The organism is Acinetobacter sp. ANC 4204 (assembly GCF_002135205.1).
Classification (GTDB): domain Bacteria; phylum Pseudomonadota; class Gammaproteobacteria; order Pseudomonadales; family Moraxellaceae; genus Acinetobacter.
Window position 1 is genome coordinate 64,483 of the sequence record NZ_NEFZ01000009.1, and the last position, 20,411, is coordinate 84,893.

The 20,411-nt window shown below is 42.5% G+C and carries 17 protein-coding genes and 1 tRNA gene; 7 read left to right on the forward strand and 11 right to left on the reverse strand.

The features are described 5' to 3' along the window. Positions 1 to 31: 31 nt before the first annotated feature. The 3 genes from glnE to B9T36_RS15930 all read right to left on the reverse strand — a co-directional run bounded on the left by glnE (position 32) and on the right by B9T36_RS15930 (position 4,494). The gene (gene glnE / locus B9T36_RS15920) at positions 32 to 2,776 is read right to left on the reverse strand and encodes a bifunctional [glutamate--ammonia ligase]-adenylyl-L-tyrosine phosphorylase/[glutamate--ammonia-ligase] adenylyltransferase (RefSeq protein ID WP_086210441.1); all 2,745 of its coding nucleotides are present in this window, start codon (positions 2,774 to 2,776) and stop codon (positions 32 to 34) included. A gap of 82 nt (positions 2,777 to 2,858) precedes the next feature. Further along, on the reverse strand, positions 2,859 to 4,127 hold the full coding sequence (locus B9T36_RS15925; RefSeq protein WP_086210442.1) for a sensor histidine kinase: 1,269 nt from the start codon (positions 4,125 to 4,127) through the stop codon (positions 2,859 to 2,861). Between the two features lie 280 nt (positions 4,128 to 4,407). Then, positions 4,408 to 4,494 (reverse strand) — tRNA-Leu (locus B9T36_RS15930). A gap of 183 nt (positions 4,495 to 4,677) precedes the next feature. On the opposite strand from B9T36_RS15930, the gene queA reads away from it, so the two are divergent. The 7 genes from queA to secF all read left to right on the forward strand — a co-directional run bounded on the left by queA (position 4,678) and on the right by secF (position 12,157). Then, positions 4,678 to 5,718 (forward strand): tRNA preQ1(34) S-adenosylmethionine ribosyltransferase-isomerase QueA, encoded by a 1,041-nt coding sequence (gene queA / locus B9T36_RS15935; protein ID WP_086210443.1) that lies wholly within the window; start codon positions 4,678 to 4,680, stop codon positions 5,716 to 5,718. A gap of 8 nt (positions 5,719 to 5,726) precedes the next feature. Next, the gene (locus tag B9T36_RS15940) at positions 5,727 to 6,755 is read left to right on the forward strand and encodes a hypothetical protein (protein WP_086210444.1); all 1,029 of its coding nucleotides are present in this window, start codon (positions 5,727 to 5,729) and stop codon (positions 6,753 to 6,755) included. Between the two features lie 25 nt (positions 6,756 to 6,780). Further along, entirely contained in the window at positions 6,781 to 7,350 is a 570-nt protein-coding gene (locus B9T36_RS15945; protein WP_086210445.1) for a LemA family protein, read from the forward strand. A 302-nt stretch (positions 7,351 to 7,652) separates the two neighbouring features. Further along, the gene (gene tgt, locus B9T36_RS15950) at positions 7,653 to 8,783 is read left to right on the forward strand and encodes a tRNA guanosine(34) transglycosylase Tgt (RefSeq protein WP_086210446.1); all 1,131 of its coding nucleotides are present in this window, start codon (positions 7,653 to 7,655) and stop codon (positions 8,781 to 8,783) included. 104 nt (positions 8,784 to 8,887) lie between these two features. Further along, positions 8,888 to 9,217 carry a preprotein translocase subunit YajC gene (gene yajC / locus B9T36_RS15955; RefSeq protein ID WP_004697692.1) on the forward strand — a complete coding sequence of 110 codons (330 nt, stop codon included), beginning with the start codon at positions 8,888 to 8,890 and terminating at the stop codon, positions 9,215 to 9,217. Positions 9,218 to 9,272: 55 nt separating this feature from the next. Next, positions 9,273 to 11,174 carry a protein translocase subunit SecD gene (secD, locus tag B9T36_RS15960; RefSeq protein ID WP_086210447.1) on the forward strand — a complete coding sequence of 634 codons (1,902 nt, stop codon included), beginning with the start codon at positions 9,273 to 9,275 and terminating at the stop codon, positions 11,172 to 11,174. An 11-nt stretch (positions 11,175 to 11,185) separates the two neighbouring features. Next, a complete protein-coding gene (gene secF / locus B9T36_RS15965; protein WP_086210448.1) occupies positions 11,186 to 12,157 on the forward strand; it encodes a protein translocase subunit SecF in 972 nt (323 codons plus the stop codon). A 31-nt stretch (positions 12,158 to 12,188) separates the two neighbouring features. On the opposite strand, the gene B9T36_RS15970 is transcribed toward secF, so the two are convergent. From B9T36_RS15970 to pilW, 8 genes are all read right to left on the reverse strand, one after another. Beyond that, positions 12,189 to 12,863 carry a 4'-phosphopantetheinyl transferase family protein gene (locus B9T36_RS15970; RefSeq protein ID WP_171264491.1) on the reverse strand — a complete coding sequence of 225 codons (675 nt, stop codon included), beginning with the start codon at positions 12,861 to 12,863 and terminating at the stop codon, positions 12,189 to 12,191. 90 nt (positions 12,864 to 12,953) lie between these two features. Further along, positions 12,954 to 14,363, reverse strand: coding sequence for a ribosome biogenesis GTPase Der (gene der / locus B9T36_RS15975; RefSeq protein WP_086210449.1), 1,410 nt, complete (start codon positions 14,361 to 14,363; stop codon positions 12,954 to 12,956). 168 nt (positions 14,364 to 14,531) lie between these two features. Then, positions 14,532 to 15,677, reverse strand: a complete 1,146-nt coding sequence (gene bamB / locus B9T36_RS15980; protein ID WP_086210450.1) for an outer membrane protein assembly factor BamB — start codon at positions 15,675 to 15,677, stop codon at positions 14,532 to 14,534. Next, positions 15,677 to 16,372 carry a YfgM family protein gene (locus B9T36_RS15985; protein WP_086210451.1) on the reverse strand — a complete coding sequence of 232 codons (696 nt, stop codon included), beginning with the start codon at positions 16,370 to 16,372 and terminating at the stop codon, positions 15,677 to 15,679. Before B9T36_RS15985 ends, bamB begins: the two co-directional genes overlap by 1 nt. A 27-nt stretch (positions 16,373 to 16,399) precedes the next feature. Beyond that, complete coding sequence (gene hisS / locus B9T36_RS15990) at positions 16,400 to 17,695, reverse strand: histidine--tRNA ligase (RefSeq protein WP_086210452.1); 1,296 nt, start codon at positions 17,693 to 17,695, stop codon at positions 16,400 to 16,402. Positions 17,696 to 17,698: 3 nt separating this feature from the next. Then, the gene (ispG, locus tag B9T36_RS15995; RefSeq protein ID WP_086210453.1) at positions 17,699 to 18,820 is read right to left on the reverse strand and encodes a flavodoxin-dependent (E)-4-hydroxy-3-methylbut-2-enyl-diphosphate synthase; all 1,122 of its coding nucleotides are present in this window, start codon (positions 18,818 to 18,820) and stop codon (positions 17,699 to 17,701) included. Positions 18,821 to 18,838: 18 nt separating this feature from the next. Continuing rightward, a complete protein-coding gene (locus B9T36_RS16000) occupies positions 18,839 to 19,615 on the reverse strand; it encodes a helix-turn-helix domain-containing protein (protein ID WP_086210454.1) in 777 nt (258 codons plus the stop codon). Then, on the reverse strand, positions 19,606 to 20,406 hold the full coding sequence (pilW, locus tag B9T36_RS16005; protein ID WP_086210455.1) for a type IV pilus biogenesis/stability protein PilW: 801 nt from the start codon (positions 20,404 to 20,406) through the stop codon (positions 19,606 to 19,608). The genes B9T36_RS16000 and pilW overlap by 10 nt, the downstream gene beginning before the upstream one ends. Positions 20,407 to 20,411 lie beyond the last annotated feature (5 nt).

The following is a 20,411-nucleotide window of genomic DNA, read 5'->3' on the forward strand; positions in this document are numbered from 1 at the left end:
CACACACTCCAAATTTATATACACAGTCATGTTACCCAATGCTCACAATTGAGCTTGGATCAATTAATCTTTGCCATAATTTGCAAACGATCACTCGGGTATCGCGCCAGTCCGCAGCATTTACTTGCATGGATTGATTCGCAAGGGCTAAGCGGTGGCTCTCGGCTCGTTCACTGAGATAAGCTTGAATCAATGCGGTCGCATCGTCGCTGGATAAGCAACTGGCTTTTGCGGCGTCTTCAAGGATTCGTACATTGTCGGAATAATGGGCAAGATCTGGATGAGACCCACTCCACGCCAACACAGCATACTGTGCCATAAATTCGATATCGACGATACCACCTGCGTCTTGTTTTAAATGAAAAATTCCATCTTTTTGTTGTTCTTTAGAAGAACCCAAATGGTCTTTCATTTTCTGACGCATGTTCAACACTTCTGCACGTACATTTTCTTCATCACGCGGTTGCGTCAAAATTTGGCAACGCAGTGCTTCAAACTTATCACGTAGGCTGGCCTCACCTGCAATCGAACGAGCACGCACCAATGCTTGATGCTCCCACATCCATGCACTTTTCAATTGATATTGCTCAAAAGCCTTTAAACTCGTCACCAATACCCCAGCTTCCCCTGATGGACGTAAGCGGGTATCAATTTCATAAACCCGACCATCAAGCGTTTGAGTCGTCATTAGTGACATAAATTTCTGAGCTACCCGCATGGCAAATTCAAATCCACTGATGGCCTTTAACCCATCAGTATCAGCCTGCTCATCCATATAATGAATAAAGACCAAATCTAAGTCTGAGCCATAACCCAGTTCGATCCCGCCAACTTTACCGTAGCCCACGACTGCAAATGCCAAATGATCAATCGAACAACGTTGACCGTCCGTATCAAGCGGATAACCATGTTTCTTTGCGGTGATTTGGTAAGCCAAATTCAAAGTTGTACTGACCGAAACCTCTGCAATATCCGTCAAAGCATCAGATACTTTCATCAATGGGCTTTCTGCCAAGACATCGCTAGCCGCGACTGCCAACACATTGGATTTTTTGAATAGGCGCAGTACACGCATCAAGTCTTCAACATCATCCAGCTCAATGCGGAGTAACTGTTGACGTAGCGAATCTTCCAAATCTTGACGGCGAGGCAGCTCAAAATCCATTGACAAAAATTCATCCAACAAGACTGGATAGTGAGTTAATTCTTCACAAATCCATGGGCTCACTGTTGCCATTTTGACTAAGCGTTGTAAAGCCCCTTTGCTCTCAATCAACATGACCAAATATACGGTGCGTCGCATCACTGACTCCACCAAGGGCATGAGACGTAGCAATGCGGCTTGTGGTTTATCTGACTGTAAAATCGCTTCAATCAAATGTGGCCAAAACATCTTTAAACGTTGTACCGCTTTGGCAGGCAGCTTTTTCAACGCATGACCATGCCAAAACTCGTGTATAAGATTTTTCGCCCCCTCATCCAAGACTTCATTTAAACGCGTCTCAAGTTGACTAAAACTTTCCACAAAAGGGTCATGTTCTTTTTCTTTAATTAAATGCTCAAACTGGTAAATGACTTTGGCGCGCTTTTGGTTTAAATACTCAATAAATGTATCCCAACTTGCGAAGCCCAAAGTATCAATCATACGCTGACGCAGTTCAGGTTCTGTTGGTAAAGACTGGGTTTGTTGATCATTCAAGGCTTGAATCGCATGCTCTACACGGCGCAAAAACAAATAAGCATCTTCTAGCTCATTGACTGCTTGCCCATCCAGTAGACCCACTTCACCCAAATGATGCAAGCTGACTAAACATTGACGGTCTTGTAACTCTAATTTTGCCCCGCCATAAATTAATTGGAACACTTGTACAATAAATTCGACTTCACGAATACCGCCCGCACCTAACTTAATATCGTCTTCAATATTACGGCGTAGCACCTCACGCTCAATCATGGCTTTCATTTCGCGCATGGCTTCAAAAGCAGTGTAATCGACATACTTACGGAATACGAAAGGACGAGTCATGCCCAATAACGCATTCCCCTCTTTTCCACCCGTAACAATTCGCGCCTTGATCCACGCATAGCGCTCCCACTCGCGCCCATGCTGACTTAAATATTTTTCCAGAGCGGCATGACTAATCGCCAGTGCTGAACCGTCACCCCAAGGACGCAAACGCATATCTACACGGAAAACAAAACCATCCGCAGTGATATGGTCCAGCAAATAAATCAGCTTCTGTCCCCACAAAATACAAAACTGTTGTACATCAATACACTTGCGCCCATCTGTTTCACCCTGCTCGTCAAAGGCAAAAATCAGATCAATATCACTGGACAAATTCAGCTCTTGTGCACCGAGTTTCCCCATCGCAACCACGATTAAATCTTGAAGTTTATGGTTATAGCCTACAGGTTGCCCATATTTAGCAATCAAGGGTACTAATGCAAATTCTTTAGCAACGCATATCGCCGCATCAGCAAAATCAGAGAGCTCGCGCGTCAAGGTCATCACATCAATCAACTGATTGGCATCTTGCCAAATCCAACGAAACATGAGGCGTGCCCGTAAAACACGGAGTGCGCGCATCCATGTATTTTCATCACTTATATCTTGTAAAGTCTGCTGAACTACAGCAAAAATTTGTTCGGTCGTCAGTGGCTGAGAAAACTGATCAATAGCATAATCTTTTTCGATATCAATATGATGTATAGATAGGACTTGTTCAGCATATTGACTTGCGCGCAATGTCTTTTGCAATTGCTCAGCATTCATGATCGACCCTTTCACATTATTTTGGTTATTTATAACAGCAGATCATGATATTAAGCGAATTATTTTTATAAAGAAAACATGATTATTCAATAAATTCTTGTTGGGGCGAAACCAAAGACAAAGCTTGGTGTGCGCTGTTTGAGCGCGGTAAGCTGACGATGAAGGTTGACCCAACGCCCTCTTTAGACGTTACAGAAATTTCGCCTTTATTTAAGTCAACGAAACGTTTGCAGAGTACTAATCCTAGACCCGTACCTTTTTCCCCCGCTGTACCTTTAAAGCTAATCGTCAACTTCGGTTCAAATAATGATTCAATTTGCCCATGCGTCATGCCTAAACCTGTGTCTTGAATATAAATATCAATAAAGTCATCGCGCTGTTTGGCATCAATCGTTACCACACCATTGCCATGCATATGGGTGAATTTGAGTGCATTTGAGACCAAGTTCTGAATGACAGAAGTCACCATATTGATATCGGCAAAAATTCTTAAATCATCAGGGACACGGTCGATCAGTTGAATATTTTTATTGACCGCTAGACCATTTAGTACATCAAAGACAATTTGTGAAGACTGTTTAAGTTTATAATGAATCGGATGGTAGAAAGAACGCCCTCCCTCCGCCATAGCCCAATTCAGCAAGCTTTCTAACAAGCTATAAGTCGATTGGGCAGTATCATGTAAATAGTCTGCAATACTTTGTATACCCAACTCATCCAAACTCTCACGCTCATCTGCCAAAACTTCTGAGAAACCGATTAAACCATGAAATGGTGCCCTTAAATCATGTGCAATAATTTGAAAGAATTTGGTTTTACTTACATTCATTGCAACTTGCTGCTCATATAACTCCTTAAGTTCTGCATTTTCCATACGCAAATACAGAATATTAAGAAAACTCATTGCAAGCTCTTTCACACTGTCAATCGCATCTCGATCAAAAGCATCCTGTTGCTCATCAAACAAAATCAACTGACCAATCGACTTTGCATCCTCTTTTAAGTCTATTGCGACCATTCGATGATGCACAAAGCCCAAATCGGAGAGAGATTGCGACATTTTTTTATAATTTGGATGTTGTACATCTATAAAGAAATGGTCATCAAAATAAACTGAAAAATTGCTTTCAGCGGGTCGATGAACAGCGTTAAAGGAATTTTGAGCAACATACCAAATATAAGGCTCATCTATAAATGTTAAAATCGCTGTTCTTGCTCGCAAAATTTTTCTTGCAAACTTAAGGAAGCTTTGAATTTTGTTATCTTGAGTATTTACACCCAATAATAAAGATAAGTGACAAGCACTCAATTGTTCTGTATCAGACCCGATTTCCAGTAAATGAATACTCATTTCTGCCTCATCTTTTGTGATTTTATCGGCACAAACCCATTATTTATTCTATGTATTAGCAAACTTTCACTATTAAAACAATATAAAAATACAACAATACGATGATGGCATTTAACAAAAAAATCAACTATGGCGAGACTTTATCTTTGGATTTATTTTACTATTTGAAAAAACATGATTTATCTGTACTTTTATAACTTCAAGTCATCAACAGCCTCAGCCATAAATTTCCGGCAATAAAAAACCCCAAGACTGAATATGCTTGGGGTTTTTAATATCTTGGTCCCGAGGGTCGGACTCGAACCGACACGTCATCTCTGACAGCGGATTTTGAGTCCGCCGCGTCTACCAATTTCACCACCTCGGGAAGGTGTTGATGCGTATATTAAACTTTTTGAAAAACTTGTCAACGTAAGTTGATGACAATTGTCTATTTTTAAGTCACATGTGCTTTTTTAGCTTTATATTTGTGCAATATCAGCGTTCATGTCCAAAAAAGCATATACTAGCGCCAATTTTATATCCTCTATTTTGACGCTGCTTTTCCATCATGCAACTTTCTGATTTTAATTTTGACCTCCCCGATGAACTCATTGCTCGTTATCCTTTAAACACGCGCAGTGCTTCTCGTCTTTTACACCTCGATGCACAAGGTCGATACCACGACCACCAATTTACCGATATTCTCGAATTACTCAATGAAGGCGATTTATTGGTGCTCAATGACACCAAAGTGATGAAAGCACGTCTCAAAGGTAAGCGTGCTAGTGGTGGTGCAGTCGAAGTTCTGGTCGAACGCATGCAAGATGCATTTATTGCACACTGTCACATAAAAGCCAGCAACACACCCAAAGCGGGAGCTGAACTTTTTATTGGCCCAGATGCTGTTAAAGTCACGGTGCTAGGTCGTCATGAAAATTTATTTATTGTGAAGTTTTCGCAGCCAATTCTCAATGTTTTGGATTTATACGGCCAACTACCCATTCCGCCGTACTTTAACCGCGAAGCCGAAGCGATTGATACCGAGCGCTATCAAACAGTATTTAATGATCCAACCAAGTTAGCCAGTGTCGCGGCACCGACCGCAAGTCTACACTTCGATCAAAAACTGTTAGATCAGCTTGCAGCTAAAGGCATTCAAAAAACGTTTGTCACTTTACACGTGGGTGCAGGCACCTTTCTGCCTGTACGTACCGATGACATTGCCAATCACATTATGCATAGTGAATGGTGTGATGTTCCTGAGCATTCAGTTGAGCTTATTCGTCAAACCAAAGCGCGTGGTAATAAAGTCATTTCTGTCGGAACGACAGCGACACGTGCGGTTGAAAGTGCAGCGCAGGCACATGATGGTGAACTGAAAGCTTGGACTGGAGATACCCAAATTTTTATCTACCCAGGTTATGAGTTCAAAGTGGTGGATCGTCTTATCACCAACTTCCATCTGCCTGAATCGACTCTCTTGATGTTGGTTTCAGCGCTGTCAAATCGTGATAATATTTTGATGGCTTATCAACATGCAGTTGCAAACCAGTACCGCTTCTTTAGTTATGGCGATGCCATGTTAGTCGACCAACTTCAACCCAAATAAGAAGAACCATGCCTCTCGATACGATCAAACATTCTATTCATATTCGACGTAAAAAGAATCAGGTCGTGTTTGATAATATCGACAGGCTTTGGGACATTGCTCGGAGTGCGGACACTGCCCAAGAAATCTTGGATCGGTTGCATCCATGGAAAGCACCGATTACCCTTAAATTTGAAAATGTGTTGCCCATTCTACTGGGAATAATCGGCATTTTTTTTATTGTGCCTGTGTTTTTTGCAGGACAACATATTTGGACATTATTTAGCTTTTTATTTGGCTTAGCTTGCTTGCTTTGGGCCTATTTAAGTTATGAACAGGATGATGCCCTTGAGGAAGTCATAGACCACCTCGAAAAGCAAATTATTCATAAAAAATATCAGCTCAATGAGTTCACACCACCGCAGTACATTGGTGTTCCGCTACAACCTGCGTATTTTATCCCACAACTCAAACAATTGTTTCCGATCTTTAACCAAGGAACCATCAGTAATGATATTCCCTACTATGCCAGCACGATTTGGCAGGATGAGGACGGACAACAACATCAGGTCTTATTATTTCAATATCACTTTGTCGATGAAATTCGGGTGCGAGACAAAGATGGCAATGAAATGAAAGTCAAAGAAGTGCACAAAGACCTATGGGGATGTTTTGTGTTTGATGTACCGACTCAAGGGATTGCCATCACAGCATACAATAAAAAATTTTATTATCCTTATAGCTTTCCGTGGCATAGCAGTGACATTCAAATCAACCAAAAGCTCAAATTTTTTGGTGCCGACCAAATGCACATGGCTAAACTGCTATCACCTGCTTTTGTATTACGTGTCGCTGACTTCTTCCAATCACGTGAAGGTGATTTACTCTTTCATCCTGAAAAAAATATTTTGTGCTATATCAGCCCGCAAGACCTGTTTGAAATATCCAGTAAAGCAAAAAAAATCAATGACATTTCGACATTGCGTGGACACTTACGTACTTTTAAATTACCTTATCTAGAGCGTTTAGAATCCGATCTAACGCAATTTTTAAAATAATGATATTTTGCCGTTAGAGGGTCGTATGGGGCTATTGATTTTCTTCTTGATTATTATTGCAATCGTGTTTGGCGTGATTGTCATTCGTAATAATATTGTCAGACACCACAATGCAACCATTCGCGCATGGTCAGATGTGGCTACTTATGAACGTCAAAAGATCAAAATTTTAGATGGGCTAGAACCTTTGGTCGAACAATATTCCAGTTTTGAAAAAGGCACCTTGGAAAAAGTCACTGAACTCCGTCAGAACATTCTTAACCTGAACTTGAACAATACGGATGTCAATCAATTACAGCGTATTGAAGCTTTAAACCAAGAACTAATGCGTAGCCTTAATGTCGTGGTCGAAAATTATCCTGAGCTCAAAGCCAATGATATTTATCTCAAAATGATGAATGAAATTGAGGAACAAAACGAAAATGTCGGTGCTGCGATCAGCATCTTTAACCGCAATGTCGAGCTGTTTAACAATCATATTCAAATTTTTCCAAACAACATTGTTAACACCATGACTGTCGGCAAAAAAGCGGTCCGTCCGTTCCGCGACTCAGTTGCGCTACAAAATTTTGATTACCGCCCAAACTTTAATTAGCAGGGTGATTAGACCGATATTTGCTTAAAGGCACTTTAAATGAGTGCCTTTTTTAACCTCTACGCTGACTGCACTGCTGACAACCACCGCTTGATACAATCTATCTCCACCCCGACAACACATTCAAATTAAAACCGTTGTCACCGCATACTATTTCGTACAGAAAAGCTTTGCTTTAAAAGTGTTACAACACTGGTGTTTATTTGCATAATCAAGGAAAATAGCCTCCTTTTAGCGGCGAACTGTTTTTTCGCTCTTGCACTGCAAGTCAAGCGGTGCTTTGCTCTTGTTTAGGATTTTTTATGAAGTTTGAAAAATTAGGTCAGTCGGGTCGCGCCCGTCGTGGTCGTTTAACTTTAGAGCATGGTGTGGTGGAAACCCCTGTGTTCATGCCTGTCGGTACTTATGGTACAGTCAAAGGCATGCTCCCACGTGATATTGAAGACATCAAAGCGCAAATTATTTTAGGCAACACCTTCCATCTTTACCTGCGCCCTGGCCTTGAAGTGATTAAAGAACACGGCGGTCTGCATCAATTTATGAAGTGGGATAAACCCATTTTGACCGATTCAGGTGGCTTCCAAGTTTTCAGCCTCGGTGCAATGCGTAAAATTAAAGAAGACGGTGTGACTTTCCGCTCTCCAATTGATGGCTCTAAAGTGTTTTTGTCTCCTGAAATCTCAATGGACATCCAACACACACTGAACTCAGACATCGTAATGATTTTTGACGAGTGCACCCCATATCCTGCAACGCATGAAGAAGCACAAAAGTCGCTACAACTGTCATTGCGTTGGGCAAAGCGTTGTAAGACTCAACATCATGATGTGCTTGAAAATAAAAATGCGCTGTTTGGTATCATTCAAGGTGGCATGTATGAAGACTTACGTGATGAGTCATTAAAAGGCTTACTTGAAGTTGGTTTTGACGGCTATGCCATTGGTGGCCTATCTGTCGGTGAACCAAAAGAAGAAATGATCAAAGTACTAGATTATCTTCCTGCGAAAATGCCAGCAGACAAACCGCGCTACCTGATGGGTGTCGGTAAACCTGAAGACATCGTGGAAGGCATCCGCCGTGGTGTCGACATGTTTGACTGTGTCATGCCTACCCGTAATGCCCGAAATGGACATTATTTTGTGACCGACGGTTTAGTCCGTATCCGTAACAGTAAATACCGTCATGATCAAAGTCCGCTAGATCCACACTGTGACTGTTATACCTGTACCAACTTTACCCGTGCTTATTTATTCCATTTGGAAAAATGTGGTGAGATGCTAGGTTCAATGCTGGGTACTATTCACAACTTACGTTATTACCAACGTTTCACTCAAGACATTCGTGACGCATTGGATAATGATCGCTTTGATGCCTTTGTTGAAGATTTTTATGCACGTCGTGGTTTAGAAGTTCCACCTTGCCCCCAAGATTAATTGTTGTGAGCATTTGCGCTTGGTAAAAAGACAAGGTAAATTGCAGAACAAGTCTATTTATGATCAATTCGTTGATCACCGTTTTTTTAGTTTAGGAATTTGAAATGAGCCTTTTTATTTCTACAGCTCACGCAGCGGGTGAAGCTGCACAACAACCAAGTATGGTCGCAAACTTGTTGATGATTGCTGTTTTTATTGCCATCTTCTACTTTTTAATTTGGCGCCCTCAAGCTAAACGTGCAAAAGAGCACCGTTCTTTGGTTGAAAGTCTTGGTGTAGGCAGTGAAGTTGTTTTTGCTGGTGGCCTCATGGGTAAAATCACTAAACTCGAAGGCGACTTCGCTGTGGTTGAACTGAGCCGTGGTGTAGACGTAAAAATCCAACGCGCAAGTGTGATTTCAGTTCTTCCTGAAGGCACATTAAATAACCTTTAATCAAAAAAATTAGTCGTGCATCCGCACGACTTTTTTCATTTTAAGAAGAAAACGAATGCGTTACCCAGCATGGAAATATCTACTGATTATCGTGGTTTTGATTATCAGTACATTATATGCCCTGCCTAGTTTGTATCCGGATGAACCTGCGGTTCAAATTTCTGGTGCCAAAGCTGGTACCCAAATTGACCAAAGCATCGTACAAAAAGCAGAGCAGATTTTAAAATCTGAAAGTATCTCAAGCCATGACAACAGCTTTAGTAATAATGCTGCCCTGTTACGTCTTGACTCTAGCGAAGCACAATTAAAAGCCAAAGAGGCGCTACGTCGTGGGCTTGGTGATGACTATGTTGTCGCACTAAACTTGGCACCAACAACACCAGAGTGGCTACAAAAAATTGGTGCAAAACCAATGAAGCTCGGTCTGGATTTACGTGGTGGTGTTCACTTCTTGTTAGAAGTGGATATGGATAAAGCAATTTCTCAGCGCATGGAAACCTCTGCGACAGACTTACGTCGACAGTTCCGTGACAACAAGATTAAATTTAACAGTCTTGGATTAAACAACAACACGATTACCATTCAGTTTGCGAACAACGATGATCGTACGACTGCTCAAGACTACTTACGTAGCAATGGCAATGAGTTTAATCAGCAAGCGGTCGCAACTGCGACAGGTTCAACCTTACGTTTAACCTATACCGACGTTCGTCGCCAAGAAATTCAGTCTTATGCGGTAAACCAGAACTTAACCACCTTACGTAACCGTATTAATGAGTTAGGTGTGGCAGAAGCCTTGGTACAAACCCAAGGCAATAACCGTATCGTGGTTGAACTCCCGGGTGTACAAGACACAGCCGAAGCAAAACGTGTTTTAGGGCGTACTGCAAACTTAGAATTCCGTTTGGTCTCTGACCAGAATGATCAAGTCATTGACCAATATACTGGCAAGAGTAATGGGCAACCGCTTCCACCAGGCACTGAACTTTTTGCCTATCAGTCTTTGGACAGCGGACGTGAATTACTGTTAAACCGTAATCGTATTTTAACGGGTGAACGCGTTCAAAATGCATCAAGTGGCTTTAGCCAAGACACGGGCGGTGCTGAGGTAAACATTACCTTAGACACAGCTGGTGGTAAACTGATGTCCGATGCAACCCGTAATGCGGTAGGTAAGCGTATGGCCGTGTTGTTCATTGAAAATAAACAACGTATTAGCTATATCACCGATCCTACCACTGGTGCGCAAACAGAAGTCCGTACCCCGTATGCAGAATCTGTAGTGATTAACGCTGCAACCATTCAAGCAGTACTCGGCTCACAATTCCGTATCACCGGTTTAGATTCTCCTCAAGAGGCGTCTGAGCTAGCATTGATGCTGCGTGCAGGTGCACTTGCTGCACCAATGTACTTTGTAGAAGAACGTGTCGTTGGTCCAAGTCTCGGTCAAGAAAACATTGATAAAGGGGTTCTATCAACTCAAATCGGTTTCTTACTCGTCGCGATTTGGATGGTGGTCTTCTTCCGTCTATTTGGTTTAATTGCAAACTTTGCTTTGGTCTTCAACTTAGCCATGATTTTAACCGTCATGTCTTGGATTGGCGCTTCTCTTACCCTACCGGGTATTGCAGGTATCGTGATTACCATTGGTATGGCCGTCGATGCCAACGTCCTCATCTGTGAGCGAATACGTGAAGAAATGAAATGGGGAGCATCGCCCAAACAAGCTATTGTGGCGGGTTATGATCGTGCCTATAACACCATTCTCGACTCAAACTTAACCACATTCTTGGTTGCGTTTATCTTATTTGCTATCGGCACAGGCCCAATTAAAGGCTTCGCTGTAACCTTAATGATCGGTATTGTCTGCTCAATGTTTACTGCAATCACAGTAACACGTGCAATTGTACAGCTCATCTATGGCAAAAAACGAAACTTGAAAAAGTTGAGCATATAAGGAGATCGACGATGACTGATGTGACTCAACAAACTTCAAAAAAATACGGCCGTCCTGATGACGATCGCGTGATTAATTTTATGAAGATTGCGCTGCCTGCAGCTGTTCTTTCTATTATTTTAACGATTGGCAGCCTATTTTTCATTTTCACCAAGGGTCTTAACTTAGGTTTGGACTTTACTGGTGGTATTTCAGCCGAATTGAACTATAGTAAGGCAGTAAAGTCAGCCGATGTCTCTGCTGCACTAACCAAAGCTGGCTTTCATGATCCCGTGGTACAAACCATTGGTTCGGATCGTGACTTAATTGTACGTATGCCTGTACAAGAAGACACAGCAGCAGAAGACTTAACCAAAACCATTACCCAAGCGGTACAGCTTCCAGATAACTCGGCTTCTGTCAACAAAGTTGATGTCGTCGGTGGGCAAGTGGGTAATGAGCTCTACATTCGCTCAGCAGGTGCTGTGGGTTTAGCTCTATTACTGATGCTGGTTTATGTCACCATTCGCTTTGAGTTCAAACTGGCAATGGGTGCAGTACTATCATTGTTCCATGACGTTGTAGTAACCATCGGTATTTTTGCCATGATGCAATGGCCGTTTGACTTAACGGTTTTAGCTGCTGTTTTGGCCCTGATTGGCTTCTCGCTGAATGACAACATTGTTGTATCGGATCGTATTCGTGAAAACTTCCGTAAGATTCGTGGTGCAACGCCTTTAGAAATCGTTAACATTGCATTGACTGAAACATTACGTCGTACCATTCACACCTCAATGACTTTATTACTGGTGGTGATCTCGATGATGTTACTCGGTGGTGATGGTCTGAAATGGTTCTCTGTAGCGATGTTTGTCGGGGTTTTTGTGGGTACCTATTCTTCAATCTATATCGGTACAGCCTTTGCCTTATGGCGTGGTCTAAACCGTCAAGACTTCATTGTACAAGTGAAGCCTGAGTTTGAAGAAGAAAATGAAATTCCATAAACTCATATAGCTACGTCAAAAGAAAAGCCTCTCAATCGAGAGGCTTTTTTATATCGGTATGAAGCTGTTGTATCAACTCAATCTGAGGCAACGCATAGCCACGGCAGGACTGCTCTGCCCGCCATGCCACAGTCAACATCACATCTCCCAACTCAAAATTTTGATAGGCGAAACTACCAATGAGAGGATGGTTACACATGCCACCATTATGCATTGGATGTGCTTGGGTATTCAGTTCATTTAAGTTTAAACGAATACCCAAACCTGATGCTTTAAGCACCGCTTCTTTGGTGGTCCAAACTTTAAACCAGTAGGATTTTTCCTGCTCAATCTGTTGCCATAGCTCAAGTTCATCAACATGAAAAGCGTGTTGAGCCAAAGCACCAAAACGTACTTTTCGACTTAACTCTTCAACATCCACGCCCAAATCAGCCACTTTTTCACTCATGGCTAAAGCATAGTAATTTTGACTGTGACTATGATTGAAATGAAAAGAAGGCTGATCAACCCAATAGGGTTTGCCTGTCTCGCTCAGTGCAATGGCATGATCATCGACGATCATCTGTCGTTGTTCAGATAAGCATTGATTGCGATATTGATAAATGGCTTGTTTTCGCTGTGCAATTTGCTCGACACGTGACAGATTGTAATCCACCTGTACAATGTCCTTAATCTTTTTCAGCTCAACACGTATTGTCCTTGCCACGTTGCCTTCCTATCATCATTTCATGCATCATAAAATAAAAAAGCCCAAAGATCACTTTGGGCTTTTCAGCATCAGAACCTTAATACCTGATTAACGTTTGAATTTCTTCTCTGCTTTCTTAAACTTCTGAACATAACGACGCTTACGCGCTGCTGTACGCTCATCCACTTGCGACCTACGTCCTTCAAATGGGTTTTCAGAGGTTTTAAACTCAATACGCACTGGCGTACCCTCAAGCTTATACACTTTACGGAATACGTTTTCCAAATAACGGCGGTAGTCATGTGGAGTCTTGTCGACTTTGTTGCCGTGAATCACGATGGTTGGTGGATTTTGTCCACCCATATGTGCATAACGCATCTTGATACGACGACCTTGTACCATAGGTGGTTGATGCGCATCGGTTGCATCATTTAAAATTTGTGTAATTTTCGCAGGCGAGACTTTCAAATGCGATGAGTCATAAGCACGGTGAATTGATGGATACATTTCACCAACACCCGTACCATGCAAAGCAGAAATCAGGTGGATCTTCGCCCAAGGAATAAAGTCAAAACGGCGCTCTACATCCAACTTACATTGCTTACGATCATACTCGGACATATTGTCCCATTTGTTAATCGCAATCACCATCGCTCGGCCTGCTTCAAGCGCATAGCCAATTAAGTGTAAGTCTTGTTCTACAATACCTTCACGCGCATCAACCACTATGACCACCACATGGGCATCTTTCATGGCTTGTAAGGTTTTCACGATTGAGAATTTCTCAATCATTTCATCAACCTTACCTTTACGACGAACACCTGCTGTGTCAATTAAGGTGTACTGACGGCCATCACGCTCAAACGGAATATAGATTGAATCACGGGTGGTTCCCGGTTGGTCAAATGCCACCACACGCTCTTCACCCAATAAACGGTTGACTAACGTTGATTTACCCACATTCGGACGACCAATAATCGCTAAGCGTAAACCTGTGTGCTTATCATGTTCGTCTGGGTTTTCATCTTCAGGCACATCATGTAGAACTTCTTCCAGCATTTGCTGAACACCGCGACCATGGCTTGCTGCCACTTGCAGAGGTTCACCCATACCGAGTTTGTAAAACTCAACCAAAGCTGCTTCAGCGTGTACACCATCGACTTTATTGGCAACCAAAAAAACTTTTTTGCCTAATGTACGCAGTTCGCGAGCAATTTGTTCATCTGAGGCTAACAAGCCTGCGCGAGCATCGACCACAAAAACAATAATATCAGCCTCATTAATGGCTGTTTTAGACTGTTCTGCCATGTAAGAGTCGATACCCCCCTCATTTTCGCCGATACCGCCTGTATCAACCACAATGAAAGACTTATTTTGATATACAGCGTCACCATATTTACGGTCACGCGTCAGGCCAGCAAAGTCAGCAACAAGCGCGTCACGACTCTTGGTGATCTGATTGAATAGCGTTGATTTTCCGACGTTCGGACGGCCAATGAGCGCAATTACGGGTTTCATAGATTAACCTTTATTCAAGATCAGCCAGTAAGACTGGTCTGAACATCAGAAACTGGAAGAAAAATAAGGTGAAAAACCTGAATAAAAACTCGGGGTCTTGTCTAAACAAATACCCCGAGGAAATTTAAAAATACGAATTTCGACTAGTTTAACATAAGTCGAACAGAATTAACGATTCTGCCAAATGCTTAATGCACCCTTTCGTGTTGCAACATAAAGTTGATCATCAATCACACGTAAAGTACGCACTTCACCAGAAGTCTTAGCACGACCAATCAATTCACCTGTTGCAGGGTTAATCATGTGCAATACACCATCTAGATCACCCACAATCAGGTCTTGACCTAACATCACAGGATTACTCAATTGGCGATTCAGCAGACTGTCATTTTCCCACAGTTTTTGACCCGTCGTAATTTCATAAGCCACTAATTTACCATCGGCCTGTGCAACAAACACGCCATTGCCAACCACTTCAGGGCGTTGTGTACTACTCGAATCTTCACTCCATACCACTTGCTGTGAAGCCAAATCCGTCATAGTGACTTGACCTTGATAACTGGTAGTAATCAAATACTGACCTGCAACTACTGGGTCACCGTCGATATCATTTAAACGCTGAATATCCGAACGACCATCCGACACGGCTACACGACGCTGCATTCGTGGCACACCCGTAACTACATCTAAAGCATAGACATAGGCATTTGCAGTAGAAATGAGTACTGTGCGCGAATCAACAGGCACTGGTGCCGCATTACCACGAAGGCTAAGTTGAACATTTGGTAAGTTATAGGTCCACACTTGTTGACCTGTCGCCAAATCATGTGCAAAAACGGTTCCATCATTACTGACAGAAATCACACGCCCCGCTTGAACCAACGATGGCGCAAGTAGTGCCCCTGTTAGTTGTGCTGTCCATTTTTGCTCGCCTGTCGCTTGGTCTAAAGCAAACAATTGGCCTTTAGCATTACCCACTATGACATAACCATCAGCCGCTTCCACACCTGAGCTTAAGCCAGCCTTAGACACTTCTTTCTGCCAAAGTTTTTGTTTGCCTTTATAAGCCGTCACTTCACCTTTTGGATCAAGCGCAAAAACCACACCATTGTCTGCATCTAGACGTAACCGTAAAGGGTCCGCTGTCGAAGTTGAAGACACACTTTGAGAAAATACAGGGGTCAGCGTTTTCGCTTGAGTCAGTTTTGGAAGTGGATTCGGCTTAACTTCTTCTACTTTGCCACTACTTGCACAACCCGCAAGAGCCAAAGTCAATACGGTTAATGCGCACGAAATTTTGTATTTTCTATTCATTAAGATTCTTCCGCAACGGTTTCTATGATTGGACGTTCGATTTCAGGATCATCAACTAAAATACCAACACTTTCGAGTTTAATTTGTAAAATTTGGCGTTCTTGTTTACGTTCAACCAACTGATCCCATGCACTTTGGTAGGCTTTTTTGGCATTGTCGATATCATTTTTAGCCACATAGACATCACCCAAAGCTTCATCAGCCGTTGCTTTAAAAGCAGGATCAGTCACTTGCGCTAATGTTTTAATTGAATCATCAAATTTCTTTTGTGCCAATTGAGCATACGCCAAGCGTAGTTTTACAATTTGCACTAAACCATCGTCATCGACTTTCGAGTTTTCAACTTTTTTCAACGCTTTTTCAGCACTTGCATAATCTGCTTTGTCATAAGCTAATTTTGCCATCAACAATTGCGTTTGAATGGCCTGAGCCGAATCTGGTGCATCTTTTACGATTTTATCCGCAGTTGCTGACAAGGCAGTAAATGCATCACCTTGCGTTGCACGTGCTTCATCCATCAATTGCTGAACTTTAGCCGTGTTCATTTGGTTCTCGGCCAAAGTCTTCTTCTGCCAGTATTGCCATCCAAAAAAGGCAATCAGCGCAATTAAAATCCCACTAATAATGGCTGAACCATATTTCTTAGTAAAAGACTTTAAACTATCAAGTTGTTCTTCATCACTTAATGCGCTCATGTGACTACCCTTTCCTTATATTTTGGCTTATTTTGAAGAAAATTTTTCAATCATAAATGGCACGATGTCATCCACCGCAACCAAAGTTTGTTCAGCTGTTGCCAACTCTTTTACGGCAAACTGCGCAGCTTCCACCTCACGCTCACCCAAAATGAGGGCAAACAATGCGCCAGATTGATCCGCTTTTTTCATCTGTGACTTCATTGAACCCTGAGAGCCTACTTTCAAACGAATCGTGCTCGATGCTGCATCCAACTGATTGCGAATTTGCTCTGCAAGGACTAAAGCTTTGCCTTGAGACGCTGGATCTGCCAACAAAAACATTTCGCAGTCACGTACAGGTGTAGCATCTTCAACTTGCTCAAGAAGCAATAATAAACGCTCTATACCCATTGCAAAACCAACGGCTGGCACAGACTGATCTGCTTTGCCTTTGAGCTGTCCAACTAGACCATCATAACGACCACCGGCACAGACCGTGCCTTGTGAACCCAAATGCGTAGTGGTCCATTCAAAAACGGTTTTGTTGTAATAATCCAAGCCACGCACCAATTTCTGGTTAATGACAAAGCTTACACCTGCATCCGTTAAATATTGCTGCAAGGTTGCAAAGTGATTCAACGTTTCCTCACCCATAAAGTCATGCAACTTCGGTGCATTTTCCAAAATGGCTTGAGTTTTTGCATCTTTAGAGTCAAGAATGCGCAGTGGATTGGTGGTTAAACGACGCTGTGAGTCTTCATCCAAATCACCCTTGTGTGATTCTAAGAACTCCACCAATGCCGCACGATAAGCAGCACGCTCATCAGACTCACCTAAAGTATTCAATTCAAGTTGAACTTTGTCTGCCACACCCATGCGTTTCCACAGACGTGCGGTCATCAAAATCAGCTCAGCATCCATATCTGGGGTTGCTACACCAAAGGTTTCCACGCCAAATTGGTGGAACTGACGGTAACGGCCCTTTTGTGGCTTTTCATAACGAAACATCGGGCCAATATACCAAACCCGAGGAGTGGCACCACGAAGCAAGTTATGCTCAAGCATGGCGCGTACACAGCCTGCTGTTCCTTCAGGACGCAAAGTCAAAGACTCAGGCGGATTACCTTTATCCAAGAAGGTGTACATTTCTTTTTCAACGATATCCGTTGCATCCCCAATTGAACGTTTGAACAAATTGGTCTGTTCAACAATAGGTAAACGAATTTGTTGGTAGCCATAAGCATCCATCAATGATGCGAGATGCTGTTCAAGACGTCTCCATGCAGAGGTTTGCGTAGGAAGAATGTCATTAAAACCTTTGATTGCGACTATTGAACTCATGATCTACTCAGAAAAACTTGTGCGAATAATCTCTTTAGCTTTAGCGTCTTCAAGATCGCTAACACGTTGACGAACCATCGCTTCGATTTCGTCAACCAACTGATTTGTGTCAATTAAATGGCTCTTTTCGCCATTACGATACACCAGTGAACGTGGACTTGCACCAACTACACCAATATCGGCTTCTTTGGCTTCACCCGGACCATTCACTTTACACCCAATCACCGACACATCCATTGGGGTACGAATATCTTCTAAACGTTCTTCTAAAGCCTGCATCACTGAAATCACGTTAAACTCTTGACGTGAACAGCTCGGACAAGCAATAAAGTTAATACCATTTGAGCGAAGACTAAGTGATTTTAAAATATCAAAGCCAATCTTAATCTCTTCTTCAGGTTCCGCTGCCAAGGAAATACGCATGGTGTCACCAATGCCATCCAACAGCAAACCGCCCAATGCAATCGCAGACTTCACCGAACCTGTTCGATAAATCCCCGCTTCTGTTACACCAAGGTGTAAAGGATTATCAATTTGCTGTGAAAGTAGGCGATAAGCGTCCATGGTTAAAAACACATTGGATGCTTTCACTGAAACTTTGAACTCATGGAAATCTAAACGATCCAGAATATCAATATGGCGCATCGCCGACTCTAGCAATGCCTGACCAGTCGGCTCACCATATTTCTTTTGAATATCTTTCTCTAGTGAACCCGCATTCACCCCAATACGCATAGAAATATCGTTATGACGCGCCGCGGCTACCACTTCACGGATTTTGGCTTCAGAGCCAATATTTCCCGGGTTAATCCGTAAACAGTCAGCTCCTAAGTCTGCAACACGCAGTGCAATCTTGTAATCAAAGTGAATGTCTGCAACCAAAGGCACCGATGAACGCTTACGAATCTCACCAAAAGCTTCTGCCGCTTCCATCGTTGGCACAGAAACACGCATAATGTCTGCACCTACATCTGCACAACGCTGAATTTGTGCCAATGTTGCCTCAACATCACAAGTTTCGGTATTGGTCATACTTTGAATGCTGATCGGTGCATCACCACCGACATAGACTGAACCCACACGAATTTTGCGAGTAGGCTTGCGTTTAATTGGATTTACAATCATGGCTTTTCCTTGATCCCATTAACGTGACAAGCGGAAATCTGCTTTTCCACCGACGGTATATGGTGACAATGAAATACTTTCATTATTTAAGCTGAGTGACACAGCAGCCGCATCATCAATACGAATTTGAAAAGGGGTCTCTCCAGACAACTCAAGTGTTGAAGCCTGACGACCTGTTGCCAAAACTTTACCTGTTGAATCAACAATATGCACAGATGTTGGGCGATTGAACTCAAGTTTCAACTGATCCCCTGTGGTTGCAGCAGCGCCATTCATATTAATAATTTGAACATCTGATTCTGCTTGTTGAGCTGTCGTCTCATCAGCACCACCTGACCAATTTTGAATGACACCAAATAATGCTGCCAAAATGGCAATAACAACAATTGCAACTAGTCCGCGTTTCAACCACTTACGATTGCGGTCGCGATTAGAACCTGGCAATTTGCCCATAATTTTAATTGGCGAATTATTCAAAGCATGATTCGGCAGAAGTCCCGTATCATTGGCATAGATGTCATCGAAACGTTGGATAATCGTAGTTGCATCCACTTTCAGGTACTTCGCATAGGTACGATAGTAACCTTTAATAAACGTAGCTTCTGGAAGTGCCGTATATTCGTCCTGCTCAAGTGCAGTTAATGTCTTGAGTGGAATATTGAGCTCTTTCGAAACGTCGCTTAATTCACGTTTTTGTGCAATACGAATTTGACGAAGATAATCACCTGGACGCTGGATATTTCCTAAAGCATTGCTAGAACCATTCGATTGTGGTGAATTAGGATTTACTTCCATACGGCCTCAGTAGTGTACTGTAATTGCAAATAACGTTTGTATTCTTGACTATCTGGGTACAAGGCACGTAGCTGATTGACCAGTACTTGCGACCCCAAAGTGTCATGGTTTGCACGCGCAATTCGGATACCGATCCAAAGCGCACGCGCATCTAAGTTTTTCTCGCCAACGGCTCGCACAAATTGTTCATAATATTGTGTCGCTTCAGCGTATTGTTGGCGTAAATATAAAATTTCCGCCATTTCGATCATGGCAAGATAGGCATTTGAACTCACCTGTAGGGCTTGTTTAAAAGCAGCTTCTGCTTCGGCTACTCGACCTACCTGAATATACGCACGACCTAAATTTTCGAATGCTCGATAACGTTGATCATAGCCCAAAGTTGAAGCAGCAACTTGAAGTTGATCAATCGCGTCATTATAACGCCCAATTTGATATAAATACGTACCGTAGTTGTTACGAGCCTGTGCATTTTTTGGCTCAGTCGCAATGGCATGCTTGAAATAACGCTCAGCTTTTGCCACATTTTGCGGACTACCTTCGCGTTGTAACAGCACACCCATCATCATATTTGCAGATGCATCACGTGAGTCGATGTCTAAGGCCTGATCTAATGTACGTTTCGCCGTATCATAATCGTTTGACTTAATATATTCAGCTGCCAACTGAGTTCTAACTTGTACTGCTTTCGTCGGATCACCTTTCGTATTCACGGTTTGGCAACCCACTAAGTACCACACAGACACACCCAATGTCAGTGCAAGGTAAAGTTTAGAAACGGGTTTTTTCAATTGGC